The sequence below is a fragment of the Corynebacterium massiliense DSM 45435 genome (genome assembly GCF_028609805.1).
In the GTDB taxonomy this organism is placed as follows: domain Bacteria; phylum Actinomycetota; class Actinomycetes; order Mycobacteriales; family Mycobacteriaceae; genus Corynebacterium; species Corynebacterium massiliense.
In genome coordinates this window covers 785,724-799,673 of record NZ_CP063189.1, presented here as the reverse complement: position 1 = coordinate 799,673, position 13,950 = coordinate 785,724, and the positions used below count along the sequence as shown (strand labels likewise).

Below are 13,950 nucleotides of genomic sequence, written 5' to 3'. Positions count from 1 at the left end.
TTGACGGGGGATACACACCCTTAAGGAAGTAAGGAAGGCGAAGAAATGTCGAATACGTCCCACGAGACCCCGGACCGCAACCTCGCGATGGAACTCGTCCGCGTCACCGAAGCAGCCGCCCTGGCCTCGGGCCGCTGGGTTGGTCGCGGCCAGAAGAACGAGGGCGACGGCGCGGCCGTGGACGCGATGCGCCAGCTGATTAACTCGGTGGCCATGGACGGCGTCGTCGTCATCGGCGAGGGTGAAAAGGACGAGGCGCCGATGCTGTTCAACGGCGAGCACGTCGGTACCGGCGAGGGCCCGGCACTCGACATCGCCGTCGATCCGGTCGACGGCACCCGCCTGATGGCGGAGGGCCGCCCGAACGCCATTTCCGTCATCGCGGCGGCCGAGCGCGGCACGATGTACGACCCCTCCGCGGTCTTTTACATGAAGAAGATCGCCACCGGCCCGGAGGCAGCCGACGTCATCGACGTGGACGCGTCCGTGGCCGACAACATCAATGCCGTGGCAAAGGCCAAGGGCGTGCGCCCGGCCGATATCACCGTCGTGGTGTTGGACCGCCCGCGCCACGAGCAGCTGGTCCGCGAGATCCGCGAGGCCGGCGCGAAGGTCCGCTTCATCATGGACGGCGACGTAGCCGGCGCCATCGCCACCGCCCAGGAAGGCTCCACCATCGACCTGATGATGGGCACCGGCGGCACTCCGGAGGGCATCATCACCGCCTGCGCCCTCAAGTGCATGGGCGGTTCCATCCAGGGCAAGCTCGCGCCGAAGGACGAGGAAGAGGCTGACAAGGCGCGCGCCGCCGGCCACGATCTGGACAAGGTGCTCCACCTCGACGATCTGGTTTCCTCCGACAACTGCTACTTCGCAGCCACCGGCGTGACCAACGGCGACATGCTCGAGGGCGTCAGCTACCGCGCGGCCGGCGCGAAGACCCGTTCGCTGGTCATGCGCTCCAAGTCCGGCACGATTCGCTACATCGACTCCTTCCACAAGCTGTCGAAGCTGCAGGAGTACTCCGTCGTCGACTACACCGCGGAGTAAATCGGCGGCACCGCACCGCTATTTTGGCCATACTGGGATAAGCCAGCGAAACCTGGACGAACTTAAGGAGTTTTATTTCCATGTCTGATTCGACTGAGTACCGCATCGAGCACGACACGATGGGCGAGGTCAAGGTCCCGAAGGACGCCCTCTGGCGCGCGCAGACCCAGCGCGCGGTGGAGAACTTCCCCATCTCCGGCCGCGGCCTGGAATCCGCCCAGATCCGCGCGATGGGCCTGCTCAAGGTCGCGTGCGCGCAGGTCAACAAGGACTCTGGCGCGCTGGATGCCGACAAGGCCGATGCCATTATCGCCGCCGGTAAGGAAATCGCCGATGGGAAGCACGACGACCAGTTCCCCATCGACGTCTTCCAGACCGGTTCGGGCACCTCGTCGAATATGAACACCAACGAGGTCATCGCGTCCATCGCTAAGAGCAACGGCGTGGAGATCCACCCGAACGACCACGTCAACATGGGCCAGTCCTCTAACGACACCTTCCCGACCGCCACCCACGTCGCGGCCACCGAGGCAGCCCTCAACCAGCTGCTGCCGGGCCTGCGCACCCTGCACGAGTCGCTGCAGAAGAAGGCGCACGAGTGGAAGGAAGTGGTCAAGTCCGGCCGCACCCACCTCATGGACGCCGTCCCGGTCACCCTGGGCCAGGAGTTCTCCGGCTACGCCCGCCAGATCGAGCTCGGCATCGAGCGCGTGGAAGCAACCCTGCCGCGCCTGGGCGAGCTGGCCATCGGCGGCACCGCTGCCGGCACCGGCTTGAACACCCCGGCTGACTTCGGCGCGAAGGTGACCGAAGAGCTGAAGAAGCTCACCGGCGTGGACGAGCTCAGCGAGGCGAAGAACCACTTCGAGGCGCAGGCCGCACGCGACGGCCTGGTCGAGTTCTCCGGCGCCATGCGCACCGTCGCGGTCTCCCTGTACAAGATCGCCAACGACATCCGCCTGATGGGCTCCGGCCCGCTGACCGGCCTGGGCGAGCTGCACCTGCCGGACCTGCAGCCGGGTTCGTCCATCATGCCGGGCAAGGTCAACCCGGTCCTGTGTGAGGCCGCTACTCAGGTTTCCGCGCAGGTCATTGGCAACGACGCCGCGGTGGCGTTCGGCGGCACCCAGGGCCAGTTCGAGCTCAACGTGTTCGTGCCGGTCATGGCGCGCAACATCCTCGAGTCCGCACGCCTGCTGGGCAACGTCAGCTCCATTATGGCCGAGCGCATGGTCGACGGCATCGAGGCCAACGCCGACCGCATGAAGGAGCTCGCGCAGTCTTCGCCGTCGATCGTCACCCCGCTGAACTCGGCGATCGGCTACGAGAACGCCGCCAAGGTGGCAAAGCACGCGCTCAAGGAGAAGATCACCATCCGCGAGGCCGTCATCGACCTGGGCTTCGTCGACGGCGATAAGCTCACCGAGGAAGAGCTTGACCGCCGCCTCGACGTCCTCGACATGGCTAACACGGATCGCGATAACTTCTAGTTTCTCAGCGATCTCCCTCACTGCCCCGCCCTCGGTGTGTGACCGAGGGCGGGGTTTCTGCGTGTTTGCCTAAAATCACTTCCTTTCAGTGTTGGCGCAAATTTGCACTCCATGTAAAGTTGCATGGCGTGCAAGAAGAAAGTCACACGTCTCTTCGGGAGAAGAAGCGCCTAGAAACAACTCGAAATATCGAGGACGCCGCCACCCGCCTGGTGGACGAGAAGGGACTCAGCAACGTCACCGTCGAAGAGATCTGCGGGGTCGTCGGAATTTCCCGGCGCACCTTCTTCAATTACTTCGACTCGAAAGACGAAGCGGTCTTCGGCACCGCGCTGGTCACGCCCGATCCCGCCATCCGGGAGCGGTTCCTCACGGAAGAAACCGACAACCTCATCAAGTTCGCCCTCGAGCTCATCGCGGAAATGCACCGCAAGCAGGGAGCGGGCGATGACATCACCGCGCGACGCAAGCGCCTCCTGCAGCAACCGGAGGCGGCCGCCATCGCGGTCAGCCATCACCGCACCCGAGTGCTGAGCCTTATCGATGCCGTCGAGGCACGCCTGGAGGCTTTCCCGGCCGACCGACGGCGTCCGGACCTGCCGGCCCGAAAGGAGGCATTCATCATTGCCGCCTTCGTCCGCGAGGCGATGTGGCTCCACGGACTACTTGGTGAAACACATGCTTCAGCTGCGCAAACTCTCACCGATTACGCGAAAGGAATGAAATGGTAGAAACCCCGGAGGCGCCGCGCGCAAAGCGGCAGCCTAAGCCGACCTACAGCACCCGCGAGGTGCTCACGGTCTTCTCCGGCCTCATGCTCACCATGCTGATGAGCTCGCTGGGCCAGACCATCTTTGCTACTGCCCTGCCCACCATCGTCGGCGACCTCGGCGGCGTGGATAAGACCAGCTGGGTCATCTCGTCCTTCCTGGTGGCCATGACGGTGGCGCTGCCGGTCTTCGGCAAGCTGGGCGACCGGCTGGGCCGCAAACCGCTCTACCTCACCGCCATCATCTTCTTCTTGATCGGCTCCACCTTGGGCGGCTTCGCCCACACCATGGAGCTTCTGATCATCGGCCGCACCATCCAGGGCATCGGTGCCGGCGGCCTCATGATCTCCTCGCAGTCCATCGTGGCGGAGGTTGTTCCCGCCCGTGACCGCGGTAAGTACATGGGCATCATGGGCGCCGTCTTTGGCCTAAGCTCCGTGCTCGGCCCGGTCCTGGGCGGCTGGATCACCGACGGCCCGGGCTGGCGCTGGGGACTCTGGCTCAACATCCCGCTGGGCCTGCTCGCCCTGCTCGTGTGCACCCTGGTTCTGCGCCTGCGCAAGGGCGAGAGCGGTATCGCCGGCTACGACTGGCTGGGCACCATCTTCCTCATCATCGCCACCACCTCGCTCATCCTCATGACCACGTGGGGCGGCACCGAGTACGAGTGGTCGGATCCGCACGTGTGGGGCCTGGGCATTTCCGCCCTCATTTCCGCGATCATCTTCGTCTTCGTGGAAAACCGCGCGCAGCACCCGCTGATCCCGATGCGCCTGTTCAAGACGCGCAACATGGTACTGACCACCATCGCCGGCACGTTCATGGGCATCTCCATGTTCGGCGTGCTCGCCTACATGCCGACCTACCTGCAGATGGTGCACACCATGACCCCGACCGAGGCGGGCCTGATGATGATCCCGATGATGGTCGGCCTCATCGGCACCTCCACCAGTGTCGGTTTCATCATCTCGCGCATCGGCCGCTACAAGATGTTCCCGCTCATCGGCCTGGCTATTACCGCCGTGGGTCTGCTGCTGCTGTCCACGATGTCCAAGGACACCTCGCTGACCGTCCTGGGCTGCTACCTGTTCGTGTTCGGTATCGGCCTGGGCTTCGTCATGCAGGTGCTGGTGCTTATCGTGCAGAACGCCTTCCCAGTCGCGGAGGTCGGTACCGCCACCGCGGCGAACAACTTCTTCCGCCAGATCGGTGGCGCCATCGGCGCTTCCCTGGCCGGCTCGCTGTTCATCCACAACATGCAAAATGAGATGGCGGACAAGCTGCCGGGCGCCATCAAGTCGATGGGCCCGGAGGGCGCGCAGTACGCCGAGAAGCTCAATGGCGCCGGCGGTGGCGGCGCTGGGACGAACTCCCTGACGCCGGAGCTCGTGGCCAACCTGCCGGGGCCTATCCGCGACGCCATCCTGGACAGCTACAACGACGGGCTCATGCCCGTGCTGCGGCTCATGGTGCCGCTGGTCATCCTCGCGTTGCTCGTGATGCTGCCGCTGCGCGAGGACAAGCTCAAGGAGACGGTGGACTAAGCGCTATCCCGCTTAGGCCCCGTCCGGCTTAGGCAGCAACTTTTCGTACACGTCGGTATCTCGCCACTCTCCCGCCAAGTCGCCGTAGGTCATCTTGGCTAGGTGGCGGTAGGTACCGACTTTTCTAAATCCGCGGGACAGGTGCAGGCGCTTCGAGCCCTCGTTTTCGGGGAAAATCCAGGCGTGAATGGCCCATTTGTGCAGCCCCTGGCACGTCTCGATGAGGTGGTCGAGCAGCGCGCCGGCAATCCCGCGGCCGCGGGCGGCGGAGCTCACGTAGACCGAATCCTCCACCACCCCGTGGAACACGGAGCGCGACGAGACCGGCGCCGCTGACACCCAGCCGAGGATCACCGAGTCGTCGTCAGCCTCCACGGCCACGGACACCGACGCGGTGATCTTCGAGCGCGTGAACTGCTCGTAGGTCAGCGCGCGGGTCTCATACGTGGCGTGGCCAGTGCGCAGGCCTTCCTCGTAGATCTCGCAGATCTGGTCGTAGTCTTCCTTGCGGAACGGACGAATGACAAAGTCCTTTTCTGGCATGCGCACCATTATCCCTGGTTTACTGATCGCTTTCCAGCAGGTCGGTGACCAGCTCCGCGATGGCGGAACGCTCCGAGCGCTGGAGGGTAATGTGCGCGAACAGCTCGTGGCCCTTCAGCTTTTCGATGACCGCCTGCACACCGTCGTGCCGCCCCACGCGCAGGTTGTCGCGCTGGGCGACGTCGTGGGTCAGCACCACGCGGGATCCGCTGCCCAGGCGGGACAGCACGGTGAGCAACACGTTGCGCTCGAGCGACTGCGCCTCGTCCACGATGACGAACGCATCGTGCAGCGAGCGGCCGCGGATGTGGGTCAGCGGGAGTACCTCGATGAGCCCGCGGTCGAGGACCTCGTCCATGACGTTGTCCGAGACCAGCCCCTCAAGCGTGTCGTAGACCGCCTGCGCCCACGGATTCATTTTCTCCGACTCGGAGCCGGGCAGGTAGCCCAGCGACTGCCCGCCGACCGCGTACATCGGGCGGAAGACAATGATGCGGCGGTGCTCGCCGCGCTCCAGGACCGCCTCGAGACCCGCGCACAACGCGAGGGCGGATTTACCGGTGCCGGCGCGGCCGCCGACCGAGACGATCCCCACCGAGGGATCGAGAAGACAGTCGAGCGCGATGCGCTGCTCAGCGGAGCGTCCCTGGAGGCCGAACGCGTTGGCATCGCCACGCACGAGCTGGATGGCGCCGTCCTTAGTCACCCGCCCCAGCGCCGACTGCTGCTGGTGGACGAGCTTCACACCGCAGTGGACGGGCAGCTCACTGACGGGGGTTCCGTGGTCGGTCAGGACATCGTCAAGCAGCAGCTCCCCGTCGCGGTACAGCTCGCCGATGGCCTCGCTGGTCGTGTGCACCGTGGCCATGCCGGTGTACCCGGTGAGCACGACGTCCTGGGCGCGGTACTCGTCGGCCTGGACGCCGACGGCGCCGGCCTTGACGCGCAGCGGGACGTCCTTGGTCACCAGCACGGTGTGGCGGCCCTCCGCAGCGAGGTTGTACGCACACGCCAGGATGCGGTGGTCGCCCTCGGTGCCGCGGAACGCGACCGGCAGCTCCGACTGGTCCTGGTGGTTGAGCTCCACCCGCAGGGTGCCGCCTTCCACGTTGACCGGCACGGGCTGATCGAGGCGCTCGTAGGTGTTGCGCATCTCCTCTAAAAGACGAAGAGCTTGGCGGGCGAACCAGCCAAGCTCTGGGTGATGACGCTTCCCCTCCAGTTCGGAGATGACCACGACGGGAAGCACGACGTCGTGTTCGGCGAATTTCTTCAGCGCCCACGGGTCCGAGAGGAGAACCGAGGTGTCGAGGACGTAGGAGATGACCTCGGTGTCGGGAGTGTGTGGGGAATCAGAAAGGGAATCGGAGGCCGGGGCCGGAACCGATGCTGGGCGGATGGTCGTGGAGTCAAACATGAATGCAGGCTCTCCCTGTGGCAGCGTCTTCATCGGACACCTTCAACCTAAACAGGAAAGGTTGAAATTACATGGTTGGAAGATGAACTTCACGTAACCTCACGGCACGCCTACCGCTCGTGTCACACCGGCCACACTAGACGCCGCAGTCAGATACAAAAAAGGCCCCGTGGGAAACCCACGGGGCCAGTAAGCACGCGGTGCTTACTTCATGTCGACGTGGCCGGAGAACATGCCGTCGGAGTTCTCGCCGTCGGTGCCCTTCAGCCAGGAGATGGTGCCGTTTTCAAACTCCTGGGTCCAGCCGGTGCCCTCGGTAGCCTTGGTTTCCTCGGCGGTGGGCAGGCCGATCTCGGAGTCGATGCCGCCCTGTGCCTTCCAGGTCTCGCCGATCTGGCCGACGAGCTCAACGACGCCGGTGTCCTCGGAGTACACCAGGTTGTTGCTGTCGTCGTCGAAGGTCGCCAGGAACTTGTCGCCCTTCTGCTCGACGGTCTGGATAGCGCCCCAGGTGTCCTTGTGCTCGTCGATGGCCTCGGCCAGCTTGGCCGGGACTTCCTTGGAGCCGTCGGCGGTAACGACGTCGGTCATCTCGCCGTCCTTGGCGTCGCCAGCCTTCTCGGAGGCCTTGTCCTTGGCCTCGCCGGCCTTGTCCTCAGCCTTATCCTTGGCGTCGCCTGCCTTGTCCTTGGCATCGTCAGCAGCGTCGCCAGCCTTGTCCTTAGCGTCGCCTGCCTTGTCCTTGGCGTCACCAGCAGCGTCGGTGGCCTGCTCGGCAGCGTCGCCAGCCTTGTCGGCAGCGTCGTCAGCCTCGGAGCAAGCAACGAGGGACACGGAAAGTGCAGCAGCGGCGACACCGCTCATGAGACCGCGAGTGATCTTCTTCATGGCAATTCCTTTCGTCGAAAAATCACGGGCTAAATTGCGACAACCGCTGGTCTGCAACGGTCGATCCCCCACCCTAACTATCCGCTGAGTGGGCTTTCAACGAAAATCCAACTTGGCGCTCCTTCGACGGCACAAACCCCGTTCAGCGACCACGTTTGCGCTGGTGACGCGATTTCTTACTTTTCGATAACGACTTGCGCGAACCCTTGCTTTTCGCGCCGGTTGCCCTTTCCGCACGTCGTTTTTGCTTCGCCAGCGTCTTCTCCCGCGCGCTGCGGTTCGCCTTCGGCTTTTCCTGCCGGGAGGAGTTCGACGTGCGCCCCTTGGCCACCCCGACGAAATCCTGAATCGCCGGGCCATCGTCCGCCTTCCGCCAGACCAAGGACACCTCGGTCGCCACGGCGTCGTCGCCGACGTACGGCAGAGCCACCACCTGCTTTTTGCTTAAGACCTTGAGCAGCGGCCACGGCCCATACGCCACGCCCACGTTGGCGCCCACGACCGACAACGCGGTGCGCAACTCGACGATGTCCAGGTCAGCGGCGCTTTCCGCACGGTAGTTCACGTGCTCATCCGCCACGTCGGCGGCCCGCACCTTCTCCCCCACCTCCGCGTACACCGAGCCCTTCGGGACCGCGATGCCTGGGGCCTCGCGGTAGAGCCGGACGACGTGGCAGGAGTCCGGGTCGAGCCGTGCGTCTAGTCCTCCCGGAGCGCTGCGCACCAGCGCCACATCCGCCGCGCCGGCCAGCAACTCCGCGACCGGATCGTCCACGCCGCGGGTGTGCAGTTCCCCGTGCGCGGTGTGAGCGGAAAAGCGGCGAAACCACTTCCCCGGTTCGGTTCCCGTAACAAAGCTAATGCGGAGCATGCTGTGCAGTGTATCGACAGTGCTACCGTAGACCGCGTGAGTGACCAAGCACAGACCCCGTCCGGCACCGCGATGCGTGCCCAGACTGCCGCGAAGAAGCTCGGAATCTACCTGCCGGCCGCGCCTGCCGAGTTCCAGGAATCGGCCGTAACGCACGAACAGCTGCGGGAACTGCAGCACAACCCGCCGGAGTGGCTCAACGAGCTGCGCCGCACCGGCCCGCACCCGCGCCCCATCGTCGCGCAGAAGCTCGGCATTTCGGTCAACGCGCTGAAAAAGAACGACATGGACAAGCCGTTGACTACCGAGGAAATCAAAGCCCTCCTGGAAGACCAGCCGCGGTGGCTGGGCGATGCGCGCCGCCAGCACGCCGAAGAGCGTGACGCTACCAGCGCTCAGCCCGAGTCCACAGACGACGAGTAAAGCCCCTCCACGGCACGTCCGGCGCGGGGACCTGCTCGCCGCTGGGCAGCACCCACCGCGTCACCGCGGTCCAACCGTGCAGTGCGCTCAGGCACCAGGCCGGGGTGCGCAGCGCCTCGTCGAGCGGTATGTCCCGCGTGTGCTTGACGATGCCCACCTCATCCACCGTGGCCTGCCACGTCACCGAGGGCAGGAGATAATCGTCCGGCGCGGTCGCCAGCCCAGTATCGGTGGCAAATATCAATGTTCCGTTTGCCGCCTCGCGGACGCAGCCGCCGGAAACGATCGCAGCGTCGTCCGCGCCGCGCTCTCTCGCCGCGTTGCGCATATCGCCCAGCACGTGTAAATCCGGCCCCTTCACCGCGGGGTGGCGCCGCGGGTCCGTCTCCCGACCAGGGAGCACCGCGAGCGTCGTTGTGTCTCTGCGCGGCGGCGCCGGCCGGACGTCGAGGTGAAAGTCCGACCCGTCCCACTGCAGCTTGGGGAACCACTCGCCGTGCACAGGCAGCTCGCGCCCGACGTGCGCGAAGTAGTGGTCCACGTCGTGCCCCGGCGCGCCCGCCCACACGGCGTCACGGTGGAATCTTTTTCGGTGCAGGTCGGGACGGACCACCCTCCCCTCTTTGAGGAGGAAAGAGTCGACGATGGGCACGCGGGTCACGGCTCGAGTCCTTCCAATACCCGCGCCTTGACACGCGTTTCCTCCCACTCCTCGGCCGGATCGGACAGGTGCAGGATGGCCCCGCCCACCCCGTAGGACGCTCCCGCCTCCGTGTTAACCAGGGTGCGGATGACCATGGAGAAATCCGCCGCCCCGTTGAGAGATAGGTAGCCGAAGGCCCCGGAGTACGGGCCGCGCCAGGTGCCTTCGAGTTCGCTGATGATCTGCATCGTGCGCCGTTTCGGCGCGCCCGTCATGGAACCGCCGGGGAAGGCGGCCCGCAGGGCATCGATAGGCGTGTGCCCGGCGCGCAATTTCCCGGTAACTGTGCTGACCAGCTGGTGCACCGTGGGGTAGGTTTCCACCTCGCACAGCTGCGGGACGGCGATGTCGTCGCACACGCGCGCGAGGTCGTTGCGCACAAGATCGACGATCATGAGGTTTTCCGAGCGGTCCTTCTCGCACCCAGCGAGCTCCGCCGCAATGTCTGCGTCCGTGTCCGCGGTTCCCCGCGGCCGGGTGCCCTTGATTGGCTTCGAGGTCACCGTGCCGGCCGCATCGGCGGCGAGGAAGAGCTCGGGCGTGGTGGAAAGCAGCTGCAGGTTCCCGAAGTCGAGATAACCGGTGCGCCCCGTGGGGTTGTTCTCCCGGAGGGTCGCAAACGCCGCGAGTGGGTCGGCCAGCTGCGGCAACTCCAGCCGGTTGGTCAGGCACACCTCGTAGGACTCGCCGCGCCGGATAAGCTCCTGCGCGCGCCGGATAAGCGCGAGGTAGTCGGTCTCGGGGTGGACGGGAATTGGCGTCGGTCGAGCGGCTGCGGCTGGGCGCGGCGGCTGGCGGCGTACGGGTTCGGCTATCTCCCACTCGTCGTCGCCGGCGAAGGACAGCAGGTAGGTCTCGTCGCGGTCAGGGTGGATGACTATCGCGCGCTCGCAGAACATGAGCTGCGCATCCGGGCCGGGATAGCGCGGCATCTCACCTGCCCCGCAGAGCTTTCCCAGCTCGTAGCCGAGGTAGCCCACCCACCCCAGCGCGAACGGGCAACCAGGGATGGGCTCCGCGCTGGCGTCCACGCGGCGGGCGCGGAAGGCGTCGTTCCACGCGTCGAAGAAGTCCGCGGAGTTACTCTCCACGTCGTAGGTGAGGTGGCGCGCACCCTCGCCGAGGATGATGAAACCGCCCGCGTCGAGCCAGAACGAGTTCCCCGGGCGCAGCTGCTGAGCCACAGCCGCCGGATCCACCGCGCGCCCCAGCGTGCGTACGCTAAACGCGCCGTTGGCCAGGGCCCGCTGGTGATCGCGCGCGATGGCGAGGAAGTTTTCCACCAGCCGCGTGCGCGCACTATCCCCGATTGACTCCGGGTGGAACTGGACGCCGTACCACGGACGTGCGCGGTGCTCGACGGCCATGGGGATGGCGGCGGCATCGTCAGTCACTGCGGTGACCGCCAGCTCGGCGGGCACCTCGACCGCGCACAGCGAGTGGTAGCGCACCACCTCGTGCGGGGAGTCAATGCCTGCGAAGAGGGCGCCGCCGGTGTGCCGGATGGGAGTCGTGCGGCCGTGGACCGGTTCTGGGGCGAGTCCCACCGCGCCGCTCAGCCACGTGACCATCGCCTGCATGCCCAGGCACACGCCCAAGATGGGGCCACGAAAAGAATCCAAGACGGCGGCGCTGAGCCCAATGTCATCCGGGTTGTGCGGGGTGCCCGGCCCGGGTGAGATGACCGCGGCGTCAAACGCGGCTAGTTCGGCACTATCCAGCTCGACGTCATTGGTGACCACCGTGGTGTCGGCGGACAGCCCAAGGGCCCGCGCCCCGTGGCGGAGGTAGTCGACCAGGTTGTATGTGAACGAGTCGAAATTATCTACAACCAGAATCCGCACGGTGTTACGCGGGCCCTTTCTAGCGCGTGAGCGCGTTGACGGCGAGCCGTTAGACGAGCTTCCAGTCCTCCAGGCCGTCGTAGAGCGGGTAGTGCTCGGCGATCTTGTCCACGCGGGCGCGCAGAGCGTCCACGTCGGCGTTCTTGCCGGCGGCCAGAGCGGTGCCGATGATGTCGGCGACCTCCTTGAACGCCTCCGCGTCGAGGCCGCGGGTGGCCAGCGCGGAGGTGCCGATGCGCAGGCCGGAGGTGACCATCGGCGGGCGCGGATCGTTCGGCACCGCGTTGCGGTTGACGGTGATGCCCACCTCGTGGAGGAGGTCCTCGGCCTGCTGGCCGTCGAGCTCGGAGTTGCGCAGATCGACCAAGACGAGGTGGACGTCGGTGCCGCCGGTGAGCACGTTGACGCCGGCCTCCTTGGTGTCGTCGGCGGTCAGGCGCTCGGCCAGGATCTGCGCGCCCTCGATGGTGCGCTGCTGGCGCTCGCGGAACTCCTCGGTGCCGGCGATCTTCATGGCGATGGCCTTCGCGGCAATGACGTGCATGAGCGGCCCGCCCTGCTGGCCCGGGAAGACGTTGGAGTTGATCTTCTTCGCGTAGTCCTGCTTGGCCAGGATCATGCCGGAGCGCGGGCCGCCCAGGGTCTTGTGCACGGTGGTGGAGACCACGTCGGAGTGCGGGACCGGGGACGGGTACAGGTCGGCGGCGACCAGGCCGGCGAAGTGGGCCATGTCGGTCCACAGGTAGGCGCCGACCTCGTCAGCGATGGAACGGAACGCCGCGAAGTCGATGGTGCGCGGGTACGCGGACCAGCCGGCGATGATGACGTCCGGGTTCTCCGCCAGCGCCTGCTCGCGGACCTTGTCCATGTCCAGGCGGCTGGTCTCCTCGTCGACCTCGTAGGCGGCGACATCGTAAAGCTTGCCGGAGAAGTTCAGCTTCATGCCGTGGGTGAGGTGGCCGCCGTGCGCGAGCGACAGGCCCATGATCTTGTCGCCCGGGTTAATCAGAGAGGCAAGCACGGCCGCGTTCGCCTGCGCGCCGGAGTGCGGCTGGACGTTTGCAAAGTCCGCGCCGAAAACCTGCTTGGCGCGATTGCGGGCGAGGTCCTCCACCACGTCGACGTGCTCGCAGCCACCGTAGTAGCGGCGGCCCGGGTAGCCTTCGGCGTACTTGTTGGTCAGCACGGAGCCCTGCGCCTGCAAGACAGCACGCGGCACGAAGTTCTCGGAGGCGATCATCTCCAGGGTGTCCCGCTGACGGGAAATCTCGCCCTGGATGGCCTCGAAGACGTCGGGGTCAAGTTCGCGCAGGTCCTGGTAGCGGACATCGGTGGAATCGTGGGCAGTCATCGGCTTCCTTCCTTATCGCCTTGTCGCCTAATCGCAGTGGCCCTCATCATATCTAAGCTGGTTGCGCCGCGATCCGATATCTCCCCGCTAACGGGCGGGGTGTCACAATGGTGGCCATGTCCCGATCGCACGATCCCGGCCCCAGCCCCTACCTCGACTTCGACCGCGCCTCCTGGCACGAGCTCGGGCGCTCAATGCCCCAAGTCCTGTCCGCGGACGAAGTCGAACAGCTCGTCGGCGTGGGCGAACACCTCGACTTGAACGAGGTCGAAGAGGTCTACCTCCCCTTGTCCCGCCTCATCCATCTGATGGTCAAGGCGCGCCAGGAGCTGACCGCCGCGACCGAATCATTCCTGGACAGCGAGCCCACCCACGTGCCGTTCATCATCGGCGTGGCCGGGTCCGTGGCCGTAGGCAAATCCACCACCGCGCGCCTCTTGCAGGTCCTCCTCCAGCGCTGGGACACCCACCCGGACGTCGAGCTCGTGGCCACCGACGGCTTCCTTTACCCCACCGAGGTGTTGGAATCGCGCGGACTCATGGCCCGCAAAGGTTTCCCGGAAAGCTACGACCGCCGCAAGCTGCTGCGCTTTGTCACCGACGTGAAGTCGGGGCACAAGGAGGTCAAGGCGCCGGTGTATTCCCACATCTCCTACGACATCGTGCCGGACGAGTTCCAGGTGGTCCACCAGCCGGACATCCTCATCCTCGAGGGCCTCAACGTGCTGCAAACCGGCCCGACCCTCATGGTCTCGGACTTCATCGACTTCTCCCTCTACGTCGACGCGCCCACCGACACCATCGAGGATTGGTACATGAACCGGTTCATGAAGTTGCGGCAGACCGCCTTCCGCAAACCGGGCGCCCACTTCGCCGAGCTGGTGGACATGGAAGACGATGAGGCCATCGCTTTCGCCCGCGAGGTGTGGCAGTCGGTGAACCTGCCCAACCTGGTGGAAAACATCCTGCCCACCCGCGTGCGCGCCTCCGCGGTGCTGCGCAAGGGCGACAATCACCTCGTGCAGAAGGTACGAATGCGCAAGATTTAAACCGGCC

At 65.6% G+C, this 13,950-nt stretch carries 13 protein-coding genes; 6 read left to right on the top strand and 7 right to left on the bottom strand.

Annotation, left to right across the window (positions count from 1 at the left end):
- Nucleotides 1-45: 45 nt before the first annotated feature.
- The 4 genes from glpX to CMASS_RS03805 all read left to right on the top strand — a co-directional run bounded on the left by glpX (nt 46) and on the right by CMASS_RS03805 (nt 4,854).
- Nucleotides 46-1,050, top strand: a complete 1,005-nt coding sequence (gene glpX / locus CMASS_RS03820) for a class II fructose-bisphosphatase (protein WP_022862766.1) — start codon at nt 46-48, stop codon at nt 1,048-1,050.
- 80 nt (nt 1,051-1,130) lie between these two features.
- A complete protein-coding gene (locus tag CMASS_RS03815; protein ID WP_022862767.1) occupies nt 1,131-2,540 on the top strand; it encodes a class II fumarate hydratase in 1,410 nt (469 codons plus the stop codon).
- Between the two features lie 128 nt (nt 2,541-2,668).
- Nucleotides 2,669-3,271, top strand: coding sequence for a TetR/AcrR family transcriptional regulator (locus CMASS_RS03810; RefSeq protein ID WP_022862768.1), 603 nt, complete (start codon nt 2,669-2,671; stop codon nt 3,269-3,271).
- Nucleotides 3,265-4,854, top strand: a complete 1,590-nt coding sequence (locus CMASS_RS03805) for an MDR family MFS transporter (RefSeq protein WP_022862769.1) — start codon at nt 3,265-3,267, stop codon at nt 4,852-4,854. Before CMASS_RS03810 ends, CMASS_RS03805 begins: the two co-directional genes overlap by 7 nt.
- A gap of 12 nt (nt 4,855-4,866) precedes the next feature.
- On the opposite strand, the gene CMASS_RS03800 is transcribed toward CMASS_RS03805, so the two are convergent.
- The 4 genes from CMASS_RS03800 to CMASS_RS03785 all read right to left on the bottom strand — a co-directional run bounded on the left by CMASS_RS03800 (nt 4,867) and on the right by CMASS_RS03785 (nt 8,573).
- Nucleotides 4,867-5,397 carry a GNAT family N-acetyltransferase gene (locus CMASS_RS03800; RefSeq protein ID WP_027018608.1) on the bottom strand — a complete coding sequence of 177 codons (531 nt, stop codon included), beginning with the start codon at nt 5,395-5,397 and terminating at the stop codon, nt 4,867-4,869.
- A 19-nt stretch (nt 5,398-5,416) separates the two neighbouring features.
- Complete coding sequence (locus CMASS_RS03795; RefSeq protein ID WP_022862771.1) at nt 5,417-6,814, bottom strand: PhoH family protein; 1,398 nt, start codon at nt 6,812-6,814, stop codon at nt 5,417-5,419.
- Nucleotides 6,815-7,018: 204 nt separating this feature from the next.
- Nucleotides 7,019-7,702: an LGFP repeat-containing protein gene (locus CMASS_RS03790; RefSeq protein WP_022862772.1), complete on the bottom strand. Its 684-nt coding sequence runs from the start codon at nt 7,700-7,702 to the stop codon at nt 7,019-7,021.
- Between the two features lie 142 nt (nt 7,703-7,844).
- On the bottom strand, nt 7,845-8,573 hold the full coding sequence (locus CMASS_RS03785) for a type 2 periplasmic-binding domain-containing protein (RefSeq protein ID WP_027018609.1): 729 nt from the start codon (nt 8,571-8,573) through the stop codon (nt 7,845-7,847).
- A 72-nt stretch (nt 8,574-8,645) separates the two neighbouring features.
- On the opposite strand from CMASS_RS03785, the gene CMASS_RS03780 reads away from it, so the two are divergent.
- The gene (locus CMASS_RS03780; RefSeq protein ID WP_240482779.1) at nt 8,646-8,996 is read left to right on the top strand and encodes a DUF5997 family protein; all 351 of its coding nucleotides are present in this window, start codon (nt 8,646-8,648) and stop codon (nt 8,994-8,996) included.
- On the opposite strand, the gene CMASS_RS03775 is transcribed toward CMASS_RS03780, so the two are convergent.
- Genes CMASS_RS03775 through glyA form a run of 3 tightly spaced genes read right to left on the bottom strand, consistent with a single transcriptional unit; the run spans nt 8,959 to nt 12,894 of the window.
- Nucleotides 8,959-9,657 carry an aminotransferase class IV gene (locus CMASS_RS03775; RefSeq protein ID WP_022862774.1) on the bottom strand — a complete coding sequence of 233 codons (699 nt, stop codon included), beginning with the start codon at nt 9,655-9,657 and terminating at the stop codon, nt 8,959-8,961. The two genes, CMASS_RS03780 and CMASS_RS03775, sit on opposite strands and share 38 nt — an antisense overlap.
- Complete coding sequence (locus CMASS_RS03770) at nt 9,654-11,543, bottom strand: chorismate-binding protein (RefSeq protein WP_022862775.1); 1,890 nt, start codon at nt 11,541-11,543, stop codon at nt 9,654-9,656. The genes CMASS_RS03775 and CMASS_RS03770 overlap by 4 nt, the downstream gene beginning before the upstream one ends.
- Nucleotides 11,544-11,592: 49 nt before the next feature.
- The gene (gene glyA / locus CMASS_RS03765) at nt 11,593-12,894 is read right to left on the bottom strand and encodes a serine hydroxymethyltransferase (RefSeq protein ID WP_022862776.1); all 1,302 of its coding nucleotides are present in this window, start codon (nt 12,892-12,894) and stop codon (nt 11,593-11,595) included.
- 116 nt (nt 12,895-13,010) lie between these two features.
- On the opposite strand from glyA, the gene coaA reads away from it, so the two are divergent.
- Complete coding sequence (gene coaA / locus CMASS_RS03760) at nt 13,011-13,943, top strand: type I pantothenate kinase (RefSeq protein ID WP_027018611.1); 933 nt, start codon at nt 13,011-13,013, stop codon at nt 13,941-13,943.
- Nucleotides 13,944-13,950: the final 7 nt, after the last annotated feature.